This is a genomic window from Leifsonia sp. 1010 (assembly GCF_031455295.1).
In the GTDB taxonomy this organism is placed as follows: Bacteria; Actinomycetota; Actinomycetes; order Actinomycetales; family Microbacteriaceae; genus Leifsonia.
Genome location: NZ_JAVDSL010000001.1, coordinates 1,268,038 through 1,293,590 on the forward strand (window position 1 = coordinate 1,268,038; position 25,553 = coordinate 1,293,590).

Genomic DNA, 25,553 nt, shown 5'->3' on the forward strand with positions numbered 1-25,553 from the left:
GACTCAGAACGCGAACATCTGCCCCAGCACGACCACGGCGATGATGAAGAGCACGACGATGCCCGCGATGGTGACCACCGCGCGAGCCGACAGGCGCGCGATCCCGAAGCCCACCAGGAACGGCAGGGCCAGGCAGCCGAGCGCGAGCACCCACCAGAAGGCGGCGTAGCCGCCGGCCGACGCGGACTCGAGGCGGCCCCCGAACAGCTTCTGCGTCGTGGGATGCGTCGCGAACGCGATGCAGGCCGACAGCGGATACGCGATCAGCACGGCGGTGATGAGGCCGGCGAACGCCCCCCAGAGCCCCCGCTTCTCGCCCAGCTGGAGCGTCTCCTCGTGGTGCGGCCCTTGGCGGCTCTTGGTGCTCATGGCGCACAGCATAGCCAGCGGCCCGGCCACCGGGAATGCAGCAGAACGACCGGCGCTCGGAGCCTCAGAAGTCGTCGTCGGAGCCGATGACGACCGGCACGCACTCCGAGAAGCGGTACCGGATCAGTTCGGGCCACAGCGTCGAATCGCACAGGTCGAAGACATCCATCACCGCCGCTCCGCCGATGTGCGACGGCAGGCGCAACTCGAAGGGCGGTTCGCTGGTCCGCTCGAACTCGATCTCGAAGGCATCGTCGTCGCGCTCCAGCACGGCGAGAACTGTCTTCATGGTGGCCCTCCCTCGACGGATGGATCGTCTGCTCCCACCGTTACGCCCCGACGTCGTCGTGGCAAGCCCTGGCGTGCCGGCATCCTGTCGTCGATTGGCAGCATTCTTTCTGGCACTTGGTGTCATAATCGGCTGACAACCCGACGAGGAAGGGACGACGATGACCGAATCGAAGCCGCTGACGGCGCACAGCACCATCGGCGAATGGCTGGATCACCCGAAGGGCGCTCCGCTCATCCAGGGGCTGCTCGCCCAGGCGGGAGTCGGTGAGGAGATGCTCGCGCCGGTGCGCGGCCTCCCGCTCCAGCAGCTGGTGGCGCTCAGCCAGGGGCAGCTGCCGCAGTCCGTCGTCGACGACCTGGTCCTTCAGGCCAACGACGGCGTCATGCCCGAGGATGTGGAGACCGGCTGGGTCGAGAAGGTCACCCCTGGCCGTTTCGACGGTCGCACGGTGATCGTCACCGGCGCCGCGTCCGGGATCGGCCGGGCGACCGCGTCCCGCATCGCCCGCGAGGGCGGCCGCGTGATCGCCGTGGACATCTCCGCGGAGCGCCTGGACGAGCTCGCGTCGAGCCTTCCGGCCGGTTCGGTCACCTCCGTCGTGGGCGACATCACCAAACAGGACGACATCGACGGCATCGTGGCCGCCGCCGGCGACCGCATCGACGCCCTGGCGAACGTCGCGGGCGTCAACGACGACTTCTCGCCGGCGCATGAGACCTCCGACGCGGTGTGGGACCGCACCATCGGCATCAATCTGACCGGCGGGTTCAAGCTCACGCGCGCGGTGCTCCCCGCGATGCTGCGGGCGGGCGCCGGCTCGATCGTGAACGTGGCGTCGGAGGCCGGCCTGCGCGGGAATGCCTCCGGCACCGCGTACACGGTCTCCAAGCACGGCGTCATCGGTCTCACCCGCAGCACGGCGTTCATGTACGGTCCGCAGGGCATCCGGGTCAACGCCGTCGCGCCGGGCGGAGTGGCCACCGGCATCCCGATGCCCGCGCACCCGTCGGAGGCCGGGACCGCGCGACTGACCCCGTTCCAGCAGCAGATCCCGACCATCGCGACCGCCGAGCAGCTGGCCGCGTCGATCACCTTCCTGCTCAGCGACGACGGCGTCAACATCAACGGCGCGGTGCTTCCGAGCGACGGCGGCTGGTCGGTCCAGTAGCCGTCAGGCGGGTTTTCGATCAGCCGCGCTGGTCGCGCCTCGACCGGATGACGTAGGCGGTGCCGGCCGTGAGAGCTGCGAGCAGCAGCACACGGCCGGTCTGCTTGCGCCGACCGCCCCAACCGCCGGTCACACCGAGCGGAGAGCCGGACGGGCTGTCGAGGTTGCCGGATGTCTGAGCGGCCGGTGCCTTCCGGAACTGTCCCAGCTCGGTCTGCCGGGCGATCGCCGCCTCCACCGCCTGAGGATGCCGGCGGTGCTGGCGCACCATGGCCCTGCCCGCCCCGCTGACCGTCCGTTCCGGGGTGCCCGGGCGCTTCCAGGCTGCGAGGATCTGCTTCACCGCATCCGTGGGCGGGTAGACGGGTGGCAGGGCCTGCAGAGCGCGACCGGTGCGGTTGCCCGCGTGCTGGAAGATCGGGGTGTCCAGCGTGGGCGGCAGCACCGTCACCACGTGTACGGGCGACTTCGCCAGCGACAGCTCGGAACGCAGGCTGCGTCCGAGCGCGATCACCGCGGCCTTCGACATCGAGTAGGCCGCGGAATACGGCTGCGGCACCTCTCCGAGGATGGATGCGACGTTCACGATCGTGCCGGAGCGCTGGCGCAGCATGACGCGCAGGGCGCTCCTGCTGCCGTTCGCGTAGCCGTGGATGTCGACGTCGAGGATGCGCTCGAACTCGGCCGGAGGCTGCTCCCAGAACACGCCGTAGCTGCTGACCGCGGCGGCGTTGATCCACACATCCAATCGGCCGTGTCTTGCGATGGCGGTGTCGACCGCGCGGTCTGCCGTCGCCCGGTCGGCCATGTCACCGGCGACCGCCACGACATCGCGTGCTCCCTTCGCCGTGCACTGGGCGACGACATCCTGAAGGGCGGCTGCGCCGCGGGCGACGAGCACCAGCTTCGCGTGACGCTTGGCGAACTCCAGGGCGGTGCCCCGGCCCAGCCCGCTGGATGCTCCGGTGATGACGACGACAGGGGATGCGCTCATGCCGCCGACGGTAGGCGCTGCGGCCGGAAGCCGTGAGGCCTTGACAGGGCCATACTCGCGCGGTGGCCGCTCGTGAAGGGTCTGCCGCGCGGCGGCCGCCGGTCCGACCATCGAGGGGAGAGAAGAAGGAGCACCCATGACCGCCACCGACAACGACAGCGGCTTCCGGCGCGCCAAGCGGCCCCGTTCCGTCATCGCGGGCCCCTACGGCCACCCGTTCCATGCGACCGTCGTCACCATCCCGATCGGCGCCTGGACGGCCGCCGTCGTGTTCGACATCGCGGCCCTGCTCGGCGCGGCCCCGGGAGCACTGGCCACCGGCGCTCTATGGCTCGTCGTGATCGGCATCATCGGCGGGGTGGTCGCCGCCATCTTCGGGCTCCTGGACTTCTCGCAGCTCCCGTCGGGCACGAAGGTGAAGCGCACAGCCGTCTGGCACCTGATCTTCAACTCGACGGCGCTCGTGCTCTTCATCATCAGCGCGATCGTCCGCGCGGGCGACCCCGACCATCCCAGTGTCGCGGGCTTCGTGCTGGCGCTGATCGGCATCCTCGTCGTCGGAGTCTCCGGGTTCCTCGGCGGCGAGCTCGCCTACCGTCACGGTGTCCGCGTCGCCGACGAACAGGACCAGCAGCGCGCCTACGACGCATGAGCGCGACCGGATACGGTTCTGATGTGTCGCGCATCCAGGAAGTCGCCCGCGAGTCCTTCGGCTGGGAGACGCTGCGCCCGCGGTTGACCGAGGCCATGGAGGTGCTCCTCGGCGGGGGCGATGTGCTGGCCGTGATGCCGACCGGGTACGGCAAATCGTCCCTCTACCAGGTGACCGGTACCATCCTCGACGGCGTGACGATCGTCGTGTCGCCGCTGATCTCCCTCCAGGAGGATCAGGTGCGCGCGCTCAGCGAGGCGAGGGGCGTGCCCCGTGCGGTCGCCATCAACTCCTCCGCCGGACAGCGCGAGCGCGAGCGCGACTGGGAGGCGCTGGAGTCGGGGGAGATCGGCTTCGCCTTCCTCGCGCCCGAGCAGCTCGCCAACCCGGAGGTGCGCGAGCGGCTGCGGGCTGTCGACGTCTCCCTGTTCGCGGTCGACGAGGCGCACTGCGTCTCCTCGTGGGGCCACGACTTCCGCCCCGACTACCTGCTGCTCGGCGACGTCATCGACGAGCTGGGCCATCCACCGGTCGTCGCGATGACCGCGACGGGAGCGCCTCCCGTGCGCGCCGAGATCTCCGAGCGGCTCGGGCTCCGCACGCCGCGCTTGTTCGCCACCGGGTTCGACCGTCCCAATCTCCGGCTGGAGGTCGTCCGCCACGAAGAGGATGCGGCGAAGCGCGCCGCCGTCGTGGAGCAGGTCCGTGAGCTGGAGGGGTCGGGGCTCGTCTATGTCGCCACCCGCAAGGACGCCGAGCTGTACGCCGGAGAGCTCGAGCAGGCCGGCATCCCCGCGGCGGCTTATCACGCCGGGCTGCGCCGGGCCGAGCGCGATGACGCCTATGAGCGTTTCATGGACGGCCGCGCCCGCGTGGTGACGGCCACCAGCGCCTTCGGGATGGGCATCGACAAGCACGACGTGCGCTCGGTGGTCCACGCGTCCGTGACCGACTCCCTCGACAGCTACTACCAGGAGGCGGGACGCGCGGGCCGCGACGGCGAGCCGGCTCGGGTCACCCTCCACTACCGCCCGGAGGATTTCGCCCTCACCAAGTTCTTCTCCGGCGGGGGACCGGACGCCGACGAGCTGGCTCGCGTGTTCGGCGCGATCGCCCGTGAGCCGGGGATCACCCGGGCGGACCTGTCGGAGCGCGTGGACATCAGCGTGCGCTCGCTCGGGCGCCTTCTCGGCCTGCTGCGGGATGCTGATGTGCTCTCCGGCACCGACGACGACTTACGCGCCGCGGACGTCAAGCCGGGTGAGGCCGCCTCGAAGGCGGTCGCCGAGGCGGAGTCGCGGCAGAGGATCGAGCACTCCCGCGCTCAGCTCATGCAGGAGTATGCCGAAACGGGAATGTGCCGTCGGCAGTTCCTTCTCGGCTACTTCGGCGAGGAGCTCCCCGAGCCCTGCGGCAACTGCGACACCTGCTCCTCCGGCAGTGCGCAGCGGTGGGCGGAGGAGCACGACGCGACCCGGGAGGAGCCGTTCCCGCTGTCGGCGCGTGTGCGCCACGAGACCTGGGGGCCCGGCGTCGTCATGCACACGGAGGCGGACCGGCTCACGGTGTTCTTCGACGACGCGGGCTACAAGGTCCTCTCGCTCTCGGCCGTGAAAGACGGCGGGCTGCTCGAGGTGGTCAGCCCCGCCGCCTGAGCCGCCCGCTCAGCTGCGGCCGATCGCTCGCGCCGAGGCGACAGCGGCCTCCGCGCCGTCCCGCCACGGCTCGCCGTGCCCGGGGAGCAGCACGCGGGCACCCGTCCCCGAGATGACATCGAGCGACGCGAGCGCCTGCTCCGAATCCGCCGTGGCCGCGCCCGCGACGATCTGAGCGCCCGGCACGCCCTTGTAGGGGTCGAGCGTCACGAGGGCGTCACCCGTGAGCAGCGTCTCGCGGTCGCGGAGCAACAGTCCGCAGTGCCCGAACGTGTGGCCCGGCGTGAACACCACCTCCGGGCGGCCCGGCAGGTCGAGCGTCCCGGAACTCGGGAGCTCCGACACCTCCTCGACCCCTTTCACGTTCAGGGCGCCCGCTCGCAGCATCCCCACCACCGGCGGGAGCGACCGCGGGTAGAGCAGGGGATAGACGAACGGCGTGTGCTCGCGCCGGTAGCGGTAGGGATGCGCGGCCAGCTCCCGGTCGCCGGCGTGGACGTATACCGGCACACCCAGCTCCTCGACGGCCCTCTCCGCGAAGCCGACGTGGTCGAAGTGCCCGTGGGTGAGCACGATTCCCTGCAGATCGTGCATGCGCAGGTCCAGTTCGTGAGCCGCCCGGATCAATGCGCCCCACGTGTTCGGGAACGCCGCATCCACGAGCGTCCAGGAGTCGCCCTCCACCAGCAGATAGCAGTTGGTGAAGGCGTGCTCGAGGCGGTGGACGCCCGGCACCACCTCCGGTGTGAGGCGCGGTGCGCCCACGCGGCGCCCACCGCTGAGAGTCATGGACCGGTTCACGAAGGCCTCCCGTCGATCTGCTCCGTGTCTACGCGTCCCCGCGAGGGCCGGGCAGGGCTTGACACGACGAAGTTCGCGCGACGGCATCACGATCCCGTCCTCGTCTCGTCTCCATTGATGTGCCCTCCTGACGCCGCGGCGTCCACCACGGCACGTCGAATGCCATCCATCTGACAGGGGTACCCGATGCCGGCTCGGTCCACCGCGAGCGATCCAACCTTCCGACGAGCGATTCTCTGCGCCCTCGCGATGCTGGCGGTGCTCGTCGGATTGTGGGCTTCTGCTGCGTCCGCTTCTGCCTCTCCGGCTCACGAGCCATGTCCAGCTCACCGAGATGCCGCTTCCTGTGACGCCGATGGCGACACGGTGCCGGACACCGTCGAGCGCGTGGTCGCCGGTACCGCGACGGGCGCCACCGGGCGCGAAGACGCCGACAAGGATGGCGTCCCGGACTGGACCGAGGTGATGGCCTGCGGGACGGCGCGCTGCGCGTCCCCTGCTCAGGACAGTGCCGGCGATGGGATCCCGGACTACGCCCGGACACTGACCTGCGGTTCGGCGAAGTGTTACACGGACAACGCCGACGCTAACCGCAATGGGGTGCCGCGCTGGGCGAGTGTGGTGATCTGCGGAACCACGGAATGTGCGACGGGGCACGAGGACTACGATGCCGACGGCGTCTCCGATGCCATGCAACTGGCGGCCTGCGTGAAGCCGCGCGGCGATCTGGCGTCGACGGGTCAGGCGATCGCGGTCTGGTTGATCATCGCGTTCGCCGCCGGGTTGATCGTGACGGGCGCCCTGCTTGCCCGGAAGCGCGCGCTGTTCGCCGCCGCCGTCCGTCCCACCGGGATCGCGTGATGCGTTTCTCGAGGCCGCACGTCCGCTGGGCTGCGCGCGCGCTGATCGGTGGCGCAGCGGTCGCAGCCTTGACACTGTCCGGAACCGTCACGACCGCTGAGGCGTCGCCGGCAGAGAGGGCGCGTCGCGTCGCGGCAGCCACGCTCGCCGAGGTCCGTGCTGCGGCTGCCGAACAGGAGGTCCGGGTCAGAGAAGAAACCGAGACGCCTGCACCGCAGACCGAGGGCACAATCCGCGCCGGAACCGAATCAACGGTTCGGGCCAAATCCCTGGGCGTGTCGGCCACCTTTTCGGGCAACGATGTCGCATCGCGGCTCACGGTCAAGGTCGGCGCGGCGCCGGCCAACGCTTTGCGCGCTGCCAAGGCCGAGGCGCCCGGCGCAGGTGCCCCGGTGTCGGACCCGGTCGAGATCACCGCCGCGAACGACGACGGCGAGCAGGTCACACAGTTTCCGGCTTCGACGGAGAACAGGCGGGGAGGGGGCGACAACGGCCCGGTCGTCTCAGACGTCATCCCCGGCATCGCTCTCGAAATGAAACCGGACCTCACGGCCGTCAAGGCAAAAGGCCTCGACCCTTCGACCCTGCAGATCTACACCCGAGAGGGTGCGGGCGAGCCTTGGACAGCGCTGCCGTCCTACTACGACGCGAAGGCTGGTGTCGTGAAGGGTGTGTCCACGCACCTCTCGCAGTTTGTCGTGATCGGCGTCCCGTTCCCGGTCCCGGCCGGTCCCGTGGTGGTGCTCGATCCGGACAACGACGAGGGACGTGCGTCGACCCCCGCGCCGCCGGTCACCGAGCTCGGATACAACATCCGACTTGCGCAGCAGGTCGCGGCACTCTTGGAGCAGGACTGCCGGGCGACCGTCACGATCACACGGCAAGACCCGAACCAGCCATTCGTCCCACGCGAGATCCGGGCGGGGATGGCGGCTGCCGCCGATCCCGTCGCGACACTGGGGATCGGGTTCAACACCAATCAGGGAACAGCATGGGGATCGCCCGGCGATGGCGGATCCCAGGTGTACTCCCGCGGCGGGGCGCCCGACGGCGCGCTCTCCAACGCGCTTGTCGGTGTGCTGCCCACCTATACCAACCGGCCCGCCAAGAGCCTCGGCAACAATGGGAACTTCCCGGGCGACGAGTTCGCGGGACTTCCGAACGCGTTCACTCACGTGGAGCCGCTGTTCCTCGACCACAACTACGACCGTCCCGTCATCAATGAAGGGATGACGGACATTGCCAATGGTGTCCTGACCGGACTCGGCGTCTACCTGGAATCGCAGGGCTTCGACTGCACGGATCCGGTGACCGGCGGCTGGCCATCCCCGCCGTCCGCGGCGGAGATCGCGCGGTGGCGCCAGTTAGGGCACCAGAACCACCAGACCTACGGTGGCGAACCGTTCTCCTTCTCCACGGGGAACCTCATCGAGGACGAGAAATTGTTCTCGCTCCCCGGCCCCGGAGGATCGGTGACCGACCTCACCCTCACGTACAACTCGCAGGACGGACGCCTGACACGCGTGGGTGCCGGCTGGTCATTCGAATGGGGTGCGCGCGCCCAACGCTTCATCGACGGCTCGGTGATGGTTGTCCGCGGCGATGGAGCGTCCTTCGTGTTTACCGCCGACGGCCATGGCGGGTATACGACGGTCGACGCCGGGCTGCACCAGACGCTGTCCGAGGCGCCGGGCGGGAAACTCCGATTGACCGACGTCTCGGGCGAATCCTGGGTCTTCGACGCCTCCAACATCGACGGCATCGGCAACCTCGTCTCATACACGGACGAGCAAGGACACGTGACGACGCTGGCATATGGACCACCAGCTGACCGGAAGACATCCCAGTTCTATCCGCTCGCCTCCATCACGGACTCGGCAGGCCAGGTAATCTCGGTCGACTCGGACGCTCTGGGTCGGGTCACGGGTTTCACGCGCCCGGGCGGTGATCGGTGGAGGCTCACGTACGACGGCTCCGGGAACCTCGCGACGATCGCCCTTCCCGACGGGCGGACGCACGCGTTCACCTACGACGATGCGCACCAGCTGCTGGCGGGGACCGATGCCACCGGCGCGCTGTACCTCAAAAATCAGTACGACAGCCAGGGCCGCGTGGTCAAGCAGTGGGACGCGCAGGGCAACGTCCGAACGCTCGACTACTCCACCCAGGGTCAGACCACCTACACGGACAACCTCGGACGCGTCTCGGTGTATTTCCACGACGCTCAGTCGCGGATCACGAAGGTCCAGCATCCCGACGGCACCACCGCATCGTTCCGCTTCGACGCGGACAACAACGTCACGTCATCAACGGACGAGAACGGCGCGCGGACGGCCTATACCTACGATCAGTCGGGGAACCTGACCTCGGAGACCGCGCCGGACGGTGTCGTGACGAAATACACCTACAGCCCCACGGGCCGAGTGGCCACCAAGACCGACGCCGGGGGACCGGACGGGTCTCCACGCACGTGGACATACGACTACGACGACGCCGGGCACATAGTCGCGGTGCATCAGCCGGACGCGACAATCGTGCGTTACGCCTACGACGCAGCCGGCAACCTGGTCTCGTCCGAGCAGCCGTCCGGAGCAACCACGACCTATTCCTACGACACGGCGGGGCGGTTGGCCACGCAAACCGATCCCGCCGGCGGCGTCACCCGGTACTCGTACGACGCGGCCGGACGGATGCTCTCGCAGGTCGACCCCGGCGGCCACTCCACCCGCTACAGCTGGGATTCGGGCGACCGCGTCGTCACGGCGACCAACGCGGTGGGAAGTGTGTTCCGTTATGGGTGGGAACCGAACGACCACCTCGCTTCGCTGACCGATCCCACCGGAGCCGTTACGAAGTACTCGTGGGACGCGATGTTCCACCTGACCGACTCGACGAGTCCGTCAGGGGCCGTGACCACGTATGGCTACACGGCTGAGGATTCACTGTCGAAGCGGTCGGACCCTCTTGGCGGCACGGCGTCCTTCACCAGCGACGCGCGAGATCGAACGGTGAAGACCGTCGACCCGAATGGCGGGACGTGGAGCTATTCCTATGACAGCGTCGGAAACCTGACATCCGTCGTCTCTCCAGAGGGCGGAAAGACGTCTTACGCGTATGACACCCACGGCAACCTGACAGCGGAGACGAGCCCCACCGGGAGCAAGACGCGCTACAGCTACGACAGCGTCGGCCGTCTCATCAAGCAGATCGACGCGGACGGCGTCACCACCTCGTACGCCTACGACCTGATGGACCGCGTCGCCCGTATCACCGATGGTCGTGGAAAGCACACGGACCTGGCCTACGACTCCGACGGCAACCTCACTTCGGTCACAGACCGTGGCGGAGCCGTCACGGCCTACCGTTACGACGTGGGGGGCCGGGTCGTCTCCCAGACGAGCCCCTTGGGCGACGTCACCTCCTTCGGCTACGACTCCGACGGCAACGTCACCTCTGTCACGGATGCTTTGGGACGGACCCGGACCTACTCCTATGACGCACTCGAGCAACTCATCGCGGCGACTGATGCCGAGGGAAACACGACCGCATACGCATACGACGCCAACGGTCGCACCACCTCCGTCACCGACCCGAACGGCAATGTGACGGCGTTCGCCTATGACGGCGATGGCAATCAGGTAAGCACCACGGATCCTCTCGGAGGGGTGACCCAGTATGAATGGGACGCCGCCGGAAACCAGACCTCCGTGACGGACGCGAAGGGCCACCGCACTCTCTACGGCTATGACCCGGCCGGCCAGCTGGTCAAGGTCACGGAAGGCCATAAGTCGGGAGCGAAACCCTCGCCCGACACGAACGTCGTCTCGACGTATACGTACGATCGCGATGGCAACCTTTCGACGATCACCGACCCGAACGGGCACACCACTCGGTACACGTCCGACGCATCGGGACGGACGACCTCCGAAACGAACCCCGTCGGCAACACGACGAGCTGGATGTACACACCGGCAGGGCGGATTGCCAAAACCACCACTGGTACGGGGGCGACCACCGCACTTGCCTACGACAAGCGAGGTGACCTCGTCAGGCAGGACCAGGCCGGCGCTGTGGCCACCTACGAGTACGACGCGGAGCAGCGTTTGATCACGATGACCGATCCCACGGGCGTCTCCGGCTGGGTCTATGACGATGACGGCCGCGTCACCACCCAGATCGACCAGTCGGGCGGCCGACTCGCGAACGCCTACGACCCGGCGGGCCAGCTCGCGTCCATGACGCTGCCGACCGGCCAGAAGCTGACGTACACGTACGATCGGGCGGGCAAGACGACGTCCCAGTCGTCGCCCTGGGGGTCGCTGGCCTACGCGTGGGATCCGGCGGGCAATCTGACCGAACTGCAACGCTCGACCGGCGTCACCACGATGTACGGATACGACGGTTCGAACCGCGTCACCGATGTGCGGCACTCCACGCCGGCGGTTGTCGCCGGGACGACATCCACGCCGTCGCCGAAACCTGCTGCCTATGCTTCGGGGGACGCCACGGCTGCCAAGTGCACCACGGTCGCCGGCTACTTGTCCGCCCGGAGCGCCCCGGCGGCGGGGGAGAGCACGCTGTGCACCCACACGAACACCTATCTGGAGGGTCGGACTCTCCCAACGGCGTCCAAACCGGTGCCCGACGGCGGTTCCCTCGCCTACCACTACGACTACGACGCCGACGGCAACCTCACAGAGGCGAGCCGCACCATCGCTCAGCCGACGCCGGACTTCGCTGCAAAGCCAGGCTCCACCCACCCGTCGGGTACGTCGGGGCGGTCTCCCGACTCGACGCCCGCCGCGAAGGCGGCACCGATATCGAACGTGACCTCCGTGACTTACGGATACGACCGGCTCGACCGGCTGGCGACGTCTCAGACGTCGTCGGCCGAGAAGAACATGTACGGCTATGACGCCGCGGGTAACCGGACGTCGTGGTCGCGGTCAGGCGCGAAGGACGGAGACTTCGTTCAGACGGCGACGTTCAACGACGCCAACCAGCTGACGCAATCCGTGACCACGGGTTCCGGTCGTGGAGTCTCCGCTGGCGTCGCCTCGTATTCGTACGACGGCGCCGGGAACCGGGTGTCGCAGGCGGTAGCGGGGACGGGAACTTCGTTCGCCTACAACGCGGCTGGTCAAGTCGATGCGGTACAGCGTGAGGGCCGGTCGACGACGTATGCCTATGACGGTCTGGGGCGTCAGGCGTCGGTGACGGATCAGTCGAGGTATGGCACGTCGACCACCCGCAACAGTTACGACGGTGCCGGGCTGGTGCAAGCGAACGTGTCCGGTCAGGGGACTACGACGCTGGTCCGGGATGCTGCGGGTGCGTTGGCTGAGCATGTGACCTCCACGGGTGAGGCGAGTTGGGATCTGCTGGATGGGCTGGGTTCGACGGTCGCGGCTGCTCGGGCGGGTTCGGTGACCGAGTTGTCTTCGTACGATGATTGGGGAGCTCAGCGTTTCGAGTCGGGTGGTTGGTCGGCCCCAGAGTCGTATACCGGTCATCCGCAGGATGTGACGCAGGGTCAGGTGCACACGTTCGCTCGCAGCTATGACCCGGCGACCGGTAGTTGGACGGCCCCGGACAGTTGGCGTGGTCTGCTGACGGAGCCGGCCTCCCTTGGCCGTTACCGTTACGTGTCGAGCAACCCCGCCACGTTCCTGGACCCGGACGGTCACAAGTGCGCGCCACGTACCGGTGCCAGCGATGCGCTCCCTCTCGGGTGCGGCGCACCGCCGCACAAGGCATACCAGGACGTGAAGATGCCGCCCGAGCCGCCGCCCTACACCCCCGCGAAGAAGGACCCGAAGACCCCGAAAGCCAAAGGCCCGAATACGAAGAACAGACCCTCCGCCCTCCACCCTGACTTCAACGCTTCCGCCGCTTCTCCCATCAACGTCAGACAAGGCGTCAAGTCGGCGGGCGACGCGAGGTGTTATTTCGTCAGCCCAGATCAGATCGTGCAATGTGCTCTCGCCGGTGACGACCAGGCCGTGCGGGACGGCATAGCTGGTATCCAAGAAGCCATCCGCGAGTTTATGAGGAGCCCAGCGATGCAGGCTATCGCGGGCGCCTTGGCCGGTGCGGGCCAGGTTCTGGGCGTGGTGGGCTGGGCACTAGATGTGACTGGAGTAGGAGCGCCACTTGGATTGCCGCTCGGGGCAATCTCCTTGGGTTTGACGTTCACGGCCACCCTGATTTACTGCACAGCCGACCCGCGGTCACAGTCCTGCGTTGGTGGCATGTTGGCCGGTCCGCAAGACGACACGTATGGAAAGAAACGATGATGCAAAACGCCAACAGAAGAGACGCGCTATTTGGAGCGGCCGGATTCGTCGTTGGCTCGCTCATCCTCGTCGGAATGGTCGCAGGAGCAGTGACTACGGGGCAGGCGTCACAGCTCCAGGCTTTCGTGATCGGGGGAGTTGCGGCGCTGTTCGCTGTCTCCAGTCTTATGCTGCTCTATCGCGCCTCTGTACGGCGCCAGCTGGATCGTATCCGGGCTGCCGAGGGTTCCGAAGCCATAGCGATCCAGTTGTCATCTCGTACGCGTCGCGACCTTGAATCGTGCGGACTCGCGCCTGTTTTCACTCTCCATAACCTGGCCGTGACGATCCGGTCGAACGACATCCGACTGTGGACCGGGTTGCGGGAACCCTTCGCCTTCGGGAGTATCGAGTCGTCAAGCGTGGAGTCCATCGAGGTCGTGGGTCGTGCCCTCCGACTCACGATGCGTTCCCAGCCGCGCGCCGCGTGCACGTTGGAGCTTGCCCCTCGGTCAGTGGATACCCCGATGCCGAAGTTCCTCACTCCGTCTGAGTTGACGGAGATCCGAGATCGGATGCTGCAGATTTCCTGACTACGTCGGATCACGTCTCAGCACACGATTCGCGAGACAGCGTCACGATCCCGGGTCTGTTTCGTCTTGCTGAAAGAGACGATCGAAAAGGAACAGCATGACGAGCAGCGAACAGCAGGCACCACCTGTCCAGGAACCGACTCCAGTCCGTCCGCGTAGCGGCTTTACTCGCATCATCATTGCGAGCGCGGCCGGCGTGGTGGTCTTCGCCGTCGGCGCCGGGGCGTCCGGTGCCGTCGCGATGAATTCGCAGCGGTCTGTGGAGAACGCGTTCGTGGCGGCCAAGAAGAACGCCGTCGCGTTGTACGAAGACGACAGGGCGGCGCAGAAGAAGCTGGCGACGAAGCAGAAGGAGGTCGAGGCGGCTCGTGGGGCGCTGACGCAGTTGCAGCGGCTGCTGGAAGGGTCGGAGGCGGTGTCCGACACCACGCGCGAACACCTCGCTGACGCCCTGGATGAGCTGACGTCGTACGACCCGGAGGCCGCACCGGCCGATGCCGTTCCACGGCCTCAGCCGAAGGATGCGGCCGGAATGTGGATCGGGGATCTCTCGGCCGAGGCGCACCGCTTGGTCGAGTTCTCGCTGGATCACGAGGAGGACCACGAGGCCACCGAGCGGGCCGTGGATTACCTGGAGGAGACGCTCGCCGACGCCAAGCAGGTCGCTCAGGAGATCATCGCCGAGAGTTGGTCGGCTGGGCTGAACCTTCCCGGCGCATGATCGCGAGCGGCACTCCTCGGGAGCGTCGCCGCGGCGTCCGCTTGACTGTCGCGCTGACCGTGGCTGGCGCTCTTGTGGCAGGCAGCGTCGGCTGCACGCCGATCGCCGAGCGGCCGGAGGCGGCCGTCCGGGCCTACCTGGACCGGATCGTGGCCGGGGACATCGAGGGGGCACTCGAGCTGGATGGAACCCGGCTGGCGGTGAGCGAGGTCCTTCTCACGAACGCGGCCTACCGAGCGGCGACCGACCGAATCACCGGCTACAGGATCATGACGACGAACGTCGACGGAGACGAGGCGCAGGTCCGGGTTCGGACCCTTCAGAAGAGCGGCCGAGCGCTGACGCGGCTGACGGTGAAGAGAACCGCGGGGCGGTGGAACCTTCTTCCCGCTTCGCTGGGCTACATCGAAATCCGGCCGGGGCCCGATGGCTTGGCTCGGACGATCAGCGGGCAGCGGATCCCGGATGAACGCGAGCTGACTCTTCACGCCTTCCCTGGCACGTACCGTCTGGAGGGCGTTTCGACAGGCGACATCACGGTGACGAGCGCCCCGGCCACCCTCACCGGGTTCGGCTCGCACTCCGGCCTGGTGCCCGCGGTCGAGCTGACGGCACAAGGGAAGGAGCGCGCTGTCGGGGCGGCGAAAGCCCACCTCGACGCGTGCGCCGCGCTCGGAGATGCGGCCAGAGGAGCGGAGTGCCCGTTCGAGATGGACACCACGGAGAAATGGTGGACGACGAGCCGGTGGAACATCGAGCGAGCGCCCACCTTCACGGTCAGTGAATGGGAGCCGGAGTGCGACCCGCCGGGTCGATCGAGCTTCCGGAGCGCCGGGTGCTGGATGGTCGACTCGGACAGCGTTCCGGTCACCTTCACGGCGTCATCGCCGGCATCACTCGGCTCGACGACGGAACCGGTGGACGCCCAACTCCACGGCTGGCTTCGTGGTTTCACGGATTCCGGGGCCGGGTTCCATGCCTTTCCCACGCGTTTCCGGTAGCAGGCAGGTTGAACGACGAAGGGCGCAGGGTCCGTGACCCTGCGCCCTCCTTCCGCGCCGCTCAGCCCTGGCGGGCCTTCATGCGCGGGTTCTTCTTATTGATGATGAACGTGCGGCCCCGGCGACGCACCACCTGAGCGCCGGGCATCGCCTTGAGCGAACTCACCGAGTTGCGTACCTTCATGACGGACCTCCCTTGTTGAAATCTATTCTCAATAACAATGGAAGACCGCGGTTTATTCACGGGTCGGGCGATCAGATCCCGAATGTGGCCAGCCAGGAGTCGACCACCGGGATGTCCAGGCGCTGGTAGCCGCCGAGGTATCGGCAGTTATCGGTGTAGCCGTAGCTCGTCACCGCGACCAGCTGGTCGCCGAGGAACACGGGGCCGCCCGAGTCGCCGAAGCAGGTCCCGCCGGTTCCGCGGGTGTCGTTCGGATTGCCGTTGGTCTGCAGGATCTGCGGGGTCAGCTTCTGGCCCGGCATGTCCACATAGCGACGGATGAGGGGGTAGCTCATCGGCTGCGGCTTCTGCGGGCCGGACTCCGGCTTGCGCACCTCTGTTCCGTAGCCGACCGCGGTGAACAGCGTCTTCGACAGGTTGCTCGTCTTGATCGCGTCGAGCGTGCCCACGGGCGCGATCTGCGGGTAGCCGGATCCGAACGAGGCCACGGGCTGGTCGAGCACGATGACGCCGACGTCGTTCCAGTTCGCGGTGTCCGTGAAGTCCGAGTAGTCCGGATGCGTGTACGCCGTTCCGGAGTAGTAGCCGGCTGCGGTGATCTCTGCCGCGGTGAATCCGACGGTCGGGTCGGCGGCGACCGGGAACGGAGCGGGCGGCTGCTCCGCGATCACGGAGTCGAACGTGACGAGCGTCTTGCCCAGTGTTCCCGAGGTGCAGTGCGCGGCGGTCACGACCACCGTCGGCGACACCAGTGTCGCCGAGCACCGGAAGCGCCCGTCGGCGTCGTAGAACAGGATCAGGCCGACGTCAGGATGCTTGTTCCCGTCGGCGACTCCTCCCGTGCTGGCGACGGCGGGTGTGCCGACGGCCAGTCCGGCGAATGCGGCCAACGCGATGGCGGCGGCCAGGATTCTTTTACGCATGGATCCCCCTTTGGATCGGTAGCGGTCAGTCCTCCGAGTATGCACAACCCCCGGTCGGGGGCCAAGGCTCCATATGTGGAGGATGTTCGCTCGAAACCACTTCGATGAGCCGCGTCACGATCAGGAGGCGGCCCGCGTCTTCATGGGTGAAGGGTTCGGGCGAACGGGCCGGACCCCTTCAGGCGATGTGGCGGGGAGTACGGGAACTGTCCCGCCGCATCGCCCCCACTCGCCGTCGAACCGATGATCGGGTGCGCCGCGGCCGTTCCGCGAAAAGGCGTCACCCCCTATGCTGTTCCGGGGGAAAGGGGAATCTGATGGGCGCGATCGCAGTGCACGAGTTCGTGTCGCTGGACGGCGTGTTCGAAGATCCGAGCTGGACGTTCGAGTTCGGGTTCGATCCTGACATGGGCGACGACATCGGCCGCATCACGCGGACGTCGGACGCGATCCTGCTCGGCAGGCGAACGTTCGAGATGTTCGCACCCGCGTGGTCCCCCCGCACCGCCGATGACGATCCGGGCGCGCCGTTCTTCAACGACAGCCCCAAGGGCGTCGTCAGCTCGACCCTGGACGACCAGACCGCGGAGCGCACCTGGCGCAACTCGCGGTCGCTCGGCGCGTACGACGCCGAGCGCATCCGGGCCTTCGCCGATGAGTTCAGCGGCGGGGTGTACATCAGCGGGTCCGGCTCGCTCGTGCGCGCCCTGCTGGCCGACGGACTCGTCGACTCGCTCCATCTGTTCGTCTATCCACTGGTCCGTGGGACGGGCGCACGCCTGTTCCCCGAGGGAAGCGCGCCCGCTAAGCTGCGGCTGCGTCACCACGACGCCTACGACAACGGCGTCCTGCACCTCCACTACACGGCCGCCTGAAACCACCCGCGAACGACCGTCCACTGCGGCCGCCGAAGCGACTTCCTCAATTGAGGCCGCTCATCGTCCGCAATTGCCGTTAGCCTCGCTCGTGGCGGGGTTGCTCCGCCATCACATCCACACACAGCACACCCGGGAATCACTGTGACTCTGCTTCGTCTCTCACTCCGCTTCGTGCGCCCCTACTGGCGCGCGGTGACCGCGGTCGTGGTCCTTCAGCTGATCGCGACCATGGCCGCCCTCTACCTTCCGACCCTCAACGCCCAGATCATCGACAAGGGCGTTGTCACCGGCGACACCGACTTCATCTGGCGCACCGGCGGCATGATGCTCGTCGTCTGCTTCATCCAGGTGATCGCCGCCGTGACGGCAACGTACTTCGGGGCGCGCGCCTCCATGTCCGCGGGCAAGGACATCCGGCGCTCCTTCTACCGCAAGGTGGATGCGCTGCCGTCGCTCGACCTCGCCCGTTGGGGGATGCCGACGCTCATCACGCGCAACACGAACGACGTCCAGCAGGTGCAGATGCTCCTGCTGATGACGTTCAACTTCATGGTGTCCACCCCGATCATGTGCATCGCGGGAATCATCTTCGCGGTGCAGGTCGACGCCGGGCTCTCCTGGCTGATCTGGGTCTCGGTCGCCGTGCTGTTCATCGTCGTCGGCGTCCTCGTGTCGCTCCTGCTGCCGATGTTCCGCATCATGCAGGAGCGCATCGACGGCGTGAACGGCGTCATCCGCGAGCAGATCGTCGGCATCCGCGTCATCCGCGCGTTCGTCCGCGAGCGCTTCGAGACGAAGCGGTACGACGACGCCAACGCTGCGCTCACGCGCATCTCGGTCAAGGTCGGAAACGTCTTCGTGCTGATGTTCCCGATCATCATGCTCATCCTCAACGCGGCGACCGTCGCCGTGCTCTGGTTCGGTGGTCACCGGGTCGACGCCGGCGACATCCAGATCGGTGCGCTGACCGCCTTCCTGCAGTACCTCCTGCAGATCCTGGTCGCGGTCATGATGGGCGTGTTCATGGCCATGATGATCCCGCGCGCGATGGTCTGCGCGGAGCGCATCGAGGAGGTGCTCGGCGCGACGCCCAGCACCGCTCAGGCTCAGGCCGACGCCGACGAGGTCCCGACGAGCGGCCGGGTCGAGGTGCAGGATGTCACCTTCGGCTACCCCGGCGCCGAGAAGCCGGTGCTCAGCGACGTGACCTTCACGGCCGAGCCCGGCAAGGTGACCGCGATCGTCGGCTCCACCGGTTCCGGCAAGACCACGCTGGTCTCGGTGATCGCCAACCTGTTCACCCCGCAGAGCGGGCACGTGCGCATCGGCGGCGTGGCCGTCGACGCGCTCACCCGCAAGCAGATCGCCGGGGTGCTCGGCTTGGTGCCGCAGCGGCCGTACCTCTTCTCCGGGACGATCGCCTCCAACCTGCGCTTCGGGCGTCCGGATGCGACCGACGAGGAGCTCTGGGAGGCGCTGCGCGTGGCCCAGGCCGAGGACTTCGTCCGAGCGAAGGAGCACGGCCTCGACGAGCGCATCTCCCAGGGCGGCACGAACGTCTCCGGCGGACAGCGCCAGCGACTGTGCATCGCCCGCGCGCTCGTCGCCCAGCCGAAGGTGTACCTCTTCGACGACTCGTTCTCGGCGCTCGACGTCGCGACCGACGCCCGCCTGCGGCGCGCGCTCGCCGAATCCATCGGAGACGCGGCGATGATCGTCGTCGCACAGCGCGTCTCCACGATCCGCGAAGCCGACACGATCATCGTCATGGACGACGGACGGGTCGTCGGACACGGCACCCACGACGAACTGCTGGAGACCAACGAGACGTACCGCCAGATCGTCGAGTCGCAGCTGAGCCTGGAGGTGGCCTGAGATGGCACGGACCACAGAACGCAAGAAGCGCGGCGGACGCCCCGAGGAGGGGCAGAACCCGACCGCGAAGGACATCGTCCTCGACGAGCTCGAAGAGGAATACGACTTCACGCCCACCGAAGCCGACGGCGACATGTTCGGCGGAGCACCGGCGAAGAAGGCCGAGAACTTCTGGCCGTCGTTCAAGCGGCTCATGGGACTCCTCAAGCCCGAGTGGCTCGGGATGGCCTGGGTCACGCTGCTCACCGTCGTGTCGGTCGTGCTCGTCGTGATCGCGCCCAAGATCCTCGGTGACGCCACCAACGTCATCTTCAACGGCATCTACGTCACGAAGCAGGGCATCGACTTCACGGAGCTCGGGCGCCTCCTGCTCATCGTGCTCACGATGTACCTGGTCGCGTCACTGCTGCAGTGGTGGCAGGGCTACCTGCTGAATGCTTTGGTCATGCGCGTGGTCTACGGGCTGCGCAAGGATGTGGAGACGAAGCTCAACCGCCTGCCGCTCAGCTACTTCGACACCCGGCAGCGCGGCGACCTGATGTCGCGCGTGACCAACGACGTCGACAACATCCAGACGGCCCTGCAACAGGCGTTCTCGCAGCTGATCCAGTCCGTGCTGATGGTGATCGGCATCGGGATCATGATGTTCATCGTGTCGTGGCAGCTCGCGCTGATCGCACTGATCTCCATCCCGCTCTCCGGCGTGATCGCCGGTGTGATCGGCTCCCGCTCGCAGAAGCTGTTCACCGCGCAGTGGGCTTCCACCGGTTCGCTCAACGGGCACATCGAGGAGTCCTACTCCGGTCTCGACCTGGTGCGCGCCTTCGGCCGCGACGAGGTCATGCTCGGCGAGTTCGACGAGCGCAACTCGAAGCTGCACCGGGCGCAGGTCGGCGCGCAGTTCGTCTCCGGCAGCATCATGCCGGCGATGAACTTCGTCTCGTACCTCTCGTACGTGCTCATCGCGGTCGTCGGCGGCCTGATGGTCGCCGGGCGCACGCTGACCATCGGCGACGCGACCGCGTTCATCCAGTACTCCCGCGAGTTCTCGCAGCCGATCGGACAGATCGCCGGCATGGCCAACATGCTGCAGTCGGGTGTCGCCTCGGCCGAGCGGACCTTCGAGTTCCTCGACTCGGAGGAGCAGATGCCCGAGACGCCGACCCAGCACCTACCGGAGCGTGCGGACGGCCGCGTGGAGCTCGACAAGGTGGAGTTCTCGTACGACCCCGAGACGCCGCTCATCCAAGACCTGTCCCTCAGCGTCCAGCCGGGCAGCACGGTCGCGATCGTCGGTCCGACAGGCGCGGGCAAGACCACGCTCGTCAACCTGATCATGCGGTTCTACGAGCTGAACGGCGGCACGATCCGCCTCGACGGGATCGACACCACGCACCTGTCGCGGGATGAACTCCGCGGCCAGGTCGGCATGGTGCTGCAGGACGCCTGGTTGTTCTCGGGGACCATCCGCGAGAACATCCGGTACGGGCGCCTCGAGGCGACGGACGACGAGGTGATCGAGGCGGCGAAGGCCACCATGGTCGACCGCTTCGTCCGGCAGCTGCCCGACGGCTACGACACGGTGATCGACGCCGAGGGCGGAAACGTCTCGGCCGGTGAGCGCCAGCTCATCACCATCGCCCGGGCGTTCATCGCCAACCCGTCGCTGCTGATCCTCGACGAGGCCACCTCCTCGGTCGACACCCGGACGGAGCTGCTCGTCCAGCACGCGATGGCGGCGCTGCGCACCGACCGGACCTCGTTCGTCATCGCGCACCGCCTGTCCACCATCCGCGACGCGCACACCATCCTCGTGATGGAGCACGGCCGGATCGTCGAACAGGGCGACCACGCGACCCTCCTGGAGAGGCGCGGGGCGTACTACGACCTATACATGACGCAGTTCCGTGGCGACGACGCGGGGAGCGAGGCCGACCAGCAGGATGCGGCCGGCGTGCCCGAAGAGGTCGCCGCTCCGTAAGGGGTGGCGCGCGGACCGCCTAGCGGGGTTGGGGCGGTCCGCACGCCGGACACCAGTGAACAACCACCGCGGCACCGGGTCACTCTCGTTGACACCGGTGCCGCGGCGTGCGGCTAGACCGAACGGTACAGCGGCACCAGGCGCCTAGCGCCGGGCCAGCTTGGCCACCGTTCGCACCGCCACGACCCCAGCAAGCACCCAGGGCCCCAGGACGATGATCGGGTCGAGCCAGGTGTGTTTCAGGTCGGCGCGACGCATCCCGAACCGCGAAGACACGGGACGGTGGCCGGCCTCGGCCAGCACGCCCGACTCCGTGATCGGGTCGTCGGGCCGACGGGACGCAAGCGACTTGACATGTGCGCTCACCGAATCCACCCGATCCCCCAGCACTAGCAGCAGCCAGTGCGCGGTCTGGCCCTCGCTGTAGCGGTCGTAAGCGAACCGCCGGACCGCACCCGAGATGCCGTGGAGCGGCTGCGCCGTTCCGAACACGGGAGTCATCCGGGTGTGCTCGATCGAGCGCTCACGTCCCTCCGCCGGCTGTTGCTGCGGCGGTACCTCCCAGTGGGCCCCCGTCGGCTCCAGGTCGAGACGCTCCCGCGGGTGCGACGGCCGGTCGGCCGGGTCGCTGTCCACCCCCCAGCCCGGGATGCGCCGCCGGAGCTCCTCCGGGTCGAACTTCTTCGTGTGATCGCTGGCGACGTACGGCATCTGTGATCCTCCCTGCGTTCGCGGTTACGCCGCGCTCGGCACGACGAGCGGCTTGATGATCCCGTCGAGCTTCGACGAGAACAGGTGGTACCCCTCTGCGATGTGCTCCAGGGGGATGCGGTGGGTGACGATGTCCGACGGCGTGAGGTATCCGTTCCGGACATGCTCGAACAGGCGGGGCCACTGACGTTTCACCGGGCACTGGTTGGTGTGGATGGTGAGGCCCTTGTTCATGGCGTCGCCGAACTTCACCGCGCTGAACAGCGGGCCGTACGCCCCCATCACGGAGATCGTGCCGCCCTTGCGGACGGAGTCGATCGCCCAGTTCAGCGCGATCGGGGAACCGCCCTGCAGCTTCAGCTTCGAGGCGGTGATGTGCTGCAGCGCAGCGCCGTCGGCCTCCGCACCCACCGCGTCGATGACGACGTCCGCGCCGAGGCCGTCGGTCGCCCGCTTGAGCGTGAGCACCACATCCCCCAGCTCGACGAAGTTGTACGTCTCGGCGTGCGCGAACTCGCGCGCCTTGGCCAGCCGGTAGTCGAGGTGGTCGACCACGATGACCCGGCCGGCGCCCATCAGCCACGACGACTTCGCGGCGTACAGGCCCACCGGGCCGGCACCGAACACGACGACCGTGTCACCCTCGACGATGTCGCCGAGCTGAGCGCCGAAGTAACCCGTGGGGAGGGCGTCCGTGAGCGTGACGGCGTCCTCGTCCGACATCCAGTCCGGGATGATCGTCGGCCCGACATCGGCGAGCGGGACCCGGACGTACTCGGCCTGGCCGCCGTCGTAGCCGCCGGTCGTGTGCGAATAGCCGTAGATTCCCCCGACCGCGGTGGCGTTCGGGTTCACGTTGTGGCAGTTGGAGTAGAGCCCCCGCTGGCAGAAGTAGCAGGTGCCGCAGAAGATGTTGAACGGCACCATCACCCGGTCGCCGACCTTCAGCGTCTCGACGTCCGGCCCGACTTCGTCGACCACCCCGATGAACTCGTGGCCGAACGTGTGGCCGATCCGGGTGTCCGGCATCATGCCGTGGTAGAGGTGCAGGTCGGATCCGCAGATCGCGGCCAGCGTGACCCGGACGATGGCGTCTCCCGGGTGCTCGATTTTGGGTCGGTCCTTCTCCTCCACGCGGACCTTGTACGGGCCGCGGTACGTCATCGCCAACATGGCTCTCCTCTCGTCCCGACCCACTTCATGCCGGATGCACGAGTGAATCGAGGAGTTGACAGCCCGGAGGGGCGGTGTAGCCCTACACCTTTTTGCTAGGCAAGTGAACGAGTTGCCGGGCGGGTCGGAGCGCCGTACAACGGGGACATGACGAAAGACGAGCGCGCCTCCCTGCCTCCCGGACCCGACTTCTCCTACGGCGGGTACACGGTGAAGCTGGAGCCCGAGCACGGGCAGACCGGGCGCTGGCGCGTTGTCGACGACGAGAACTACTACGGTCTGGTGGCCGCGGCGGAGCCGCTCCGGGGTGAGCCCGAGGTCCATTTCGCGGCGCACTTCCCGGGCGAGGAGGACATCCCGCCGATGAAGATCGTGCCGCTGTGGACGCTGGCGGTCGAGTTCCTGCTGGATGCGGGCAAGGGCGAGGCGCTGTGGGGCCTCCCCGACGACCGGACGGCGCCGCATCCGATCGTCGCGGACGCCCTTCCGGAACCGCCGGCCGAGCCCGAGCCCGAGCCCGAGCCCGAAGCCGAGCCCGAGCCCGAAGCCGACGCGAGCAGACAGGCCTGACAACGCACGAAGGCCCGGAGCCGAGTGGCTCCGGGCCTTCGTCGCGTCGCGTCGCGCTAGGCGGTGACGCCGATCGCGAAGCTGACGGCTCCCTGGTCGTCGACCTGTGCGTCGAGCACCTTGTCGTCGAGCACCTCGGCCGCCTGCGTCTCGAGGAAGATGCGGGCGCCGCCTGACTCGACCACCTGGTCCGAGGCCTCCGGCTCCGGGGTGACCGCCGCGGCGAACGCGGTGTTGTCGGGGTTGCTGCTGCTGATGCGCAGACCCGCGGAGTCGTCCGGGGACTGGTCGGTCAGCGTCTTGACGATGGTGCTGGCGTTCTCGGTGAGGGTGAGCATGTGCTCTCCTTCCTATCGATGGTCCAGGAGTCGACTACGTTCCCGCGCACTCCCGCCGGCCGCAACCGGCTCGGAGGCCATTGCCAGGGAACGCTCACGAGGCTCTACTCGAAGGCCTTCACGAGCTCGCGGCCGAAGGCGTCCAGGTCGTCGGGCTTGCGCGACGAGACGAGGGCGAACGGGCCGTCGTCGACCACCACCTCCTCGTCGACCCAGGTCGCCCCCGCGTTGCGGTAGTCCGTCTGCAGGCTCGGCCAGCTCGTCAGCGTCCGGCCGCCCACGACGCCCGCCTCGATCAGCACCCAGCCGCCGTGGCAGATGACGGCGATGGGCTTGCCGGCTGCGGCGAAGTCTTTCACCAGCGACACGGCCTCGGGGAACGTGCGGACCTGGTCACCGTTGGCGACACCGCCCGGAAGCACGAGGGCGTCGAACTGGTCGGCGCTCGCAGAACCGAGGGTGACATCCACCGGGAAGGTGTCGGCCGGAGTGAGGTGGTTGAACGCCTGCACCTCGCCCTCCTCCTTCGACACGAGCTTGGGCGTGCCGCCGGCTTCTGTCACCGCCTGCCAGGGCTGCACCAGCTCGGCCTGCTCGATGCCCTCGGGGCCCACCAGGAATGCGATCGTCTTGTTGTTCAGTGCCATCTTGTCGGTCTCCTTCCGATGCCCCACCTGTACGCCGGGGGCACGGCAGAATGAACCCATGGCGAGCATCCCGCAGCTGACTCTCAACGACGGCAACACCATCCCGCAGCTGGGCTTCGGCGTGTACAAGATCCCGGAGGCCGAGACGGCGGACGCTGTGGTGGCGGCGCTGGAGGCGGGGTATCGCCACATCGACACGGCGGCGTTCTACGAGAACGAGCGCGGGGTCGGCGAGGGCGTGCGACGCAGCGGGCTCGACCGGTCGGACGTGTTCGTCACGAGCAAGGTGTGGTGGACGGAGAACGGGTACGACTCGACCCTGCGGTCATTCGACGCCAGCCTGGAGAGGCTCGGCTTCGAGACGATCGACCTCTTCCTCATCCATTGGCCGGCGCCGCGCAGCGATCGCTACGTGGACACCTGGCGGGCGTTGGAGAAGGTGCGGGAGGAGGGTCGCGCGCGGTCGATCGGAGTGGCGAACTTCCACACGCATCACCTCGACCGGCTGGCGCGGGAGACCGCCACGGTGCCCGCGGTGAACCAGGTGGAGCTGCATCCCTGGCTCCCGCAGGCCGAGGTGCGCGCGTATGACGCGGCCCACGGGATCGTGACGGAGGCGTGGTCGCCGCTGGCGCGTGGGCGCGTGCTCGGCGACCCCGTCCTCGACGCGCTCGCCGCGAAGCACGGGGTGACGCCGGCGCAGGTGGTGATCCGGTGGCAGCTGCAGCTGGGCAACGTGGTCATCCCGAAGTCGACCTCGCCGGAGCGCATCCGGTCGAACATCGACGTCTTCGGCTTCGAGCTGGATGCGGAGGACCTGGCCGCTATCGCGACGCTCGAGTCGGGGGAGCGCACGGGCAAGGACCCGGACGACCTGGGCTGAGCGCGCTG

General features: G+C 67.8%; 22 protein-coding genes. 12 read left to right on the forward strand and 10 right to left on the reverse strand.

The window, feature by feature from the left end; genetic code table 11:
• Window positions 1-3 precede the first annotated feature (3 nt).
• Both J2Y42_RS06220 and J2Y42_RS06225 read right to left on the reverse strand, forming a co-directional pair.
• Window positions 4-369 (reverse strand): hypothetical protein, encoded by a 366-nt coding sequence (locus tag J2Y42_RS06220; protein ID WP_018189344.1) that lies wholly within the window; start codon window positions 367-369, stop codon window positions 4-6.
• 64 nt (window positions 370-433) lie between these two features.
• Window positions 434-658: a hypothetical protein gene (locus J2Y42_RS06225; RefSeq protein ID WP_309855939.1), complete on the reverse strand. Its 225-nt coding sequence runs from the start codon at window positions 656-658 to the stop codon at window positions 434-436.
• Between the two features lie 160 nt (window positions 659-818).
• On the opposite strand from J2Y42_RS06225, the gene J2Y42_RS06230 reads away from it, so the two are divergent.
• Window positions 819-1,829, forward strand: a complete 1,011-nt coding sequence (locus tag J2Y42_RS06230) for an SDR family oxidoreductase (protein WP_309855941.1) — start codon at window positions 819-821, stop codon at window positions 1,827-1,829.
• 19 nt (window positions 1,830-1,848) lie between these two features.
• Here J2Y42_RS06230 and J2Y42_RS06235 read toward each other — a convergent pair whose 3' ends face one another.
• Window positions 1,849-2,823, reverse strand: coding sequence for an SDR family NAD(P)-dependent oxidoreductase (locus J2Y42_RS06235; protein ID WP_309855942.1), 975 nt, complete (start codon window positions 2,821-2,823; stop codon window positions 1,849-1,851).
• A gap of 136 nt (window positions 2,824-2,959) precedes the next feature.
• On the opposite strand from J2Y42_RS06235, the gene J2Y42_RS06240 reads away from it, so the two are divergent.
• Together J2Y42_RS06240 and J2Y42_RS06245 are read left to right on the forward strand one after the other, a co-directional pair.
• Window positions 2,960-3,475 carry a DUF2231 domain-containing protein gene (locus J2Y42_RS06240; protein WP_309855944.1) on the forward strand — a complete coding sequence of 172 codons (516 nt, stop codon included), beginning with the start codon at window positions 2,960-2,962 and terminating at the stop codon, window positions 3,473-3,475.
• Window positions 3,476-3,498: 23 nt separating this feature from the next.
• A complete protein-coding gene (locus J2Y42_RS06245) occupies window positions 3,499-5,130 on the forward strand; it encodes an ATP-dependent DNA helicase RecQ (RefSeq protein ID WP_309855945.1) in 1,632 nt (543 codons plus the stop codon).
• Window positions 5,131-5,139: 9 nt separating this feature from the next.
• On the opposite strand, the gene J2Y42_RS06250 is transcribed toward J2Y42_RS06245, so the two are convergent.
• Entirely contained in the window at window positions 5,140-5,919 is a 780-nt protein-coding gene (locus J2Y42_RS06250) for an MBL fold metallo-hydrolase (RefSeq protein ID WP_309855946.1), read from the reverse strand.
• Window positions 5,920-6,297: 378 nt separating this feature from the next.
• Here J2Y42_RS06250 and J2Y42_RS06255 point away from each other — a divergent pair, with 378 nt between their 5' ends.
• The 4 genes from J2Y42_RS06255 to J2Y42_RS06270 all read left to right on the forward strand — a co-directional run bounded on the left by J2Y42_RS06255 (window position 6,298) and on the right by J2Y42_RS06270 (window position 15,382).
• Complete coding sequence (locus J2Y42_RS06255; RefSeq protein ID WP_309855947.1) at window positions 6,298-6,792, forward strand: hypothetical protein; 495 nt, start codon at window positions 6,298-6,300, stop codon at window positions 6,790-6,792.
• On the forward strand, window positions 6,792-13,088 hold the full coding sequence (locus J2Y42_RS06260; protein WP_309855949.1) for an RHS repeat-associated core domain-containing protein: 6,297 nt from the start codon (window positions 6,792-6,794) through the stop codon (window positions 13,086-13,088). Before J2Y42_RS06255 ends, J2Y42_RS06260 begins: the two co-directional genes overlap by 1 nt.
• A 669-nt stretch (window positions 13,089-13,757) precedes the next feature.
• Window positions 13,758-14,381 carry a hypothetical protein gene (locus J2Y42_RS06265; protein WP_309855952.1) on the forward strand — a complete coding sequence of 208 codons (624 nt, stop codon included), beginning with the start codon at window positions 13,758-13,760 and terminating at the stop codon, window positions 14,379-14,381.
• Window positions 14,382-14,440: 59 nt separating this feature from the next.
• A complete protein-coding gene (locus J2Y42_RS06270) occupies window positions 14,441-15,382 on the forward strand; it encodes a hypothetical protein (RefSeq protein ID WP_309855954.1) in 942 nt (313 codons plus the stop codon).
• Window positions 15,383-15,443: 61 nt separating this feature from the next.
• Here J2Y42_RS06270 and ykgO read toward each other — a convergent pair whose 3' ends face one another.
• Both ykgO and J2Y42_RS06280 read right to left on the reverse strand, forming a co-directional pair.
• Entirely contained in the window at window positions 15,444-15,566 is a 123-nt protein-coding gene (gene ykgO / locus J2Y42_RS06275; RefSeq protein WP_309855956.1) for a type B 50S ribosomal protein L36, read from the reverse strand.
• A gap of 71 nt (window positions 15,567-15,637) precedes the next feature.
• Window positions 15,638-16,489 (reverse strand): trypsin-like serine protease, encoded by an 852-nt coding sequence (locus tag J2Y42_RS06280; RefSeq protein WP_020075943.1) that lies wholly within the window; start codon window positions 16,487-16,489, stop codon window positions 15,638-15,640.
• 317 nt (window positions 16,490-16,806) lie between these two features.
• On the opposite strand from J2Y42_RS06280, the gene J2Y42_RS06285 reads away from it, so the two are divergent.
• From J2Y42_RS06285 to J2Y42_RS06295, 3 genes are all read left to right on the forward strand, one after another.
• Window positions 16,807-17,364, forward strand: coding sequence for a dihydrofolate reductase family protein (locus J2Y42_RS06285; RefSeq protein WP_309855957.1), 558 nt, complete (start codon window positions 16,807-16,809; stop codon window positions 17,362-17,364).
• A 144-nt stretch (window positions 17,365-17,508) separates the two neighbouring features.
• A complete protein-coding gene (locus J2Y42_RS06290) occupies window positions 17,509-19,242 on the forward strand; it encodes an ABC transporter ATP-binding protein (RefSeq protein ID WP_309855959.1) in 1,734 nt (577 codons plus the stop codon).
• 1 nt (window position 19,243) lies between these two features.
• On the forward strand, window positions 19,244-21,223 hold the full coding sequence (locus J2Y42_RS06295; RefSeq protein WP_309855960.1) for an ABC transporter ATP-binding protein: 1,980 nt from the start codon (window positions 19,244-19,246) through the stop codon (window positions 21,221-21,223).
• Window positions 21,224-21,367: 144 nt separating this feature from the next.
• Here the strand turns inward: J2Y42_RS06295 and J2Y42_RS06300 are convergent, their stop codons facing one another.
• Both J2Y42_RS06300 and J2Y42_RS06305 read right to left on the reverse strand, forming a co-directional pair.
• A complete protein-coding gene (locus J2Y42_RS06300; RefSeq protein ID WP_309855961.1) occupies window positions 21,368-21,934 on the reverse strand; it encodes a hypothetical protein in 567 nt (188 codons plus the stop codon).
• Window positions 21,935-21,958: 24 nt separating this feature from the next.
• Window positions 21,959-23,107: a zinc-dependent alcohol dehydrogenase gene (locus J2Y42_RS06305; RefSeq protein WP_309855963.1), complete on the reverse strand. Its 1,149-nt coding sequence runs from the start codon at window positions 23,105-23,107 to the stop codon at window positions 21,959-21,961.
• 147 nt (window positions 23,108-23,254) lie between these two features.
• Here J2Y42_RS06305 and J2Y42_RS06310 point away from each other — a divergent pair, with 147 nt between their 5' ends.
• Window positions 23,255-23,677 carry a hypothetical protein gene (locus J2Y42_RS06310; RefSeq protein WP_309855964.1) on the forward strand — a complete coding sequence of 141 codons (423 nt, stop codon included), beginning with the start codon at window positions 23,255-23,257 and terminating at the stop codon, window positions 23,675-23,677.
• A gap of 56 nt (window positions 23,678-23,733) precedes the next feature.
• Here the strand turns inward: J2Y42_RS06310 and J2Y42_RS06315 are convergent, their stop codons facing one another.
• Window positions 23,734-24,015 (reverse strand): Fe-S cluster assembly protein HesB, encoded by a 282-nt coding sequence (locus J2Y42_RS06315; RefSeq protein ID WP_309855966.1) that lies wholly within the window; start codon window positions 24,013-24,015, stop codon window positions 23,734-23,736.
• 104 nt (window positions 24,016-24,119) lie between these two features.
• A complete protein-coding gene (locus J2Y42_RS06320) occupies window positions 24,120-24,662 on the reverse strand; it encodes a type 1 glutamine amidotransferase domain-containing protein (protein WP_309855968.1) in 543 nt (180 codons plus the stop codon).
• 58 nt (window positions 24,663-24,720) lie between these two features.
• Between J2Y42_RS06320 and J2Y42_RS06325 the strand changes: the two genes are divergently transcribed.
• Window positions 24,721-25,545, forward strand: coding sequence for an aldo/keto reductase (locus J2Y42_RS06325; protein WP_309855970.1), 825 nt, complete (start codon window positions 24,721-24,723; stop codon window positions 25,543-25,545).
• Window positions 25,546-25,553 lie beyond the last annotated feature (8 nt).

Coding starts and splice junctions, on each gene's coding strand:
- J2Y42_RS06265 (WP_309855952.1), top strand. CDS start 13,758: ATGACGAGCAGCGAACAGCAGGCACCACCTGTCCAGGAACCGACTCCA.
- J2Y42_RS06325 (WP_309855970.1), top strand. CDS start 24,721: ATGGCGAGCATCCCGCAGCTGACTCTCAACGACGGCAACACCATCCCG.
- J2Y42_RS06310 (WP_309855964.1), top strand. CDS start 23,255: ATGACGAAAGACGAGCGCGCCTCCCTGCCTCCCGGACCCGACTTCTCC.
- J2Y42_RS06280 (WP_020075943.1), bottom strand. CDS start 16,489: ATGCGTAAAAGAATCCTGGCCGCCGCCATCGCGTTGGCCGCATTCGCC.
- J2Y42_RS06285 (WP_309855957.1), top strand. CDS start 16,807: ATGGGCGCGATCGCAGTGCACGAGTTCGTGTCGCTGGACGGCGTGTTC.
- J2Y42_RS06260 (WP_309855949.1), top strand. CDS start 6,792: ATGCGTTTCTCGAGGCCGCACGTCCGCTGGGCTGCGCGCGCGCTGATC.
- J2Y42_RS06220 (WP_018189344.1), bottom strand. CDS start 369: ATGAGCACCAAGAGCCGCCAAGGGCCGCACCACGAGGAGACGCTCCAG.
- J2Y42_RS06230 (WP_309855941.1), top strand. CDS start 819: ATGACCGAATCGAAGCCGCTGACGGCGCACAGCACCATCGGCGAATGG.
- J2Y42_RS06300 (WP_309855961.1), bottom strand. CDS start 21,934: ATGCCGTACGTCGCCAGCGATCACACGAAGAAGTTCGACCCGGAGGAG.
- J2Y42_RS06235 (WP_309855942.1), bottom strand. CDS start 2,823: ATGAGCGCATCCCCTGTCGTCGTCATCACCGGAGCATCCAGCGGGCTG.
- J2Y42_RS06240 (WP_309855944.1), top strand. CDS start 2,960: ATGACCGCCACCGACAACGACAGCGGCTTCCGGCGCGCCAAGCGGCCC.
- J2Y42_RS06320 (WP_309855968.1), bottom strand. CDS start 24,662: ATGGCACTGAACAACAAGACGATCGCATTCCTGGTGGGCCCCGAGGGC.
- J2Y42_RS06295 (WP_309855960.1), top strand. CDS start 19,244: ATGGCACGGACCACAGAACGCAAGAAGCGCGGCGGACGCCCCGAGGAG.
- J2Y42_RS06315 (WP_309855966.1), bottom strand. CDS start 24,015: ATGCTCACCCTCACCGAGAACGCCAGCACCATCGTCAAGACGCTGACC.
- J2Y42_RS06250 (WP_309855946.1), bottom strand. CDS start 5,919: ATGACTCTCAGCGGTGGGCGCCGCGTGGGCGCACCGCGCCTCACACCG.
- J2Y42_RS06225 (WP_309855939.1), bottom strand. CDS start 658: ATGAAGACAGTTCTCGCCGTGCTGGAGCGCGACGACGATGCCTTCGAG.
- ykgO (WP_309855956.1), bottom strand. CDS start 15,566: ATGAAGGTACGCAACTCGGTGAGTTCGCTCAAGGCGATGCCCGGCGCT.
- J2Y42_RS06305 (WP_309855963.1), bottom strand. CDS start 23,107: ATGTTGGCGATGACGTACCGCGGCCCGTACAAGGTCCGCGTGGAGGAG.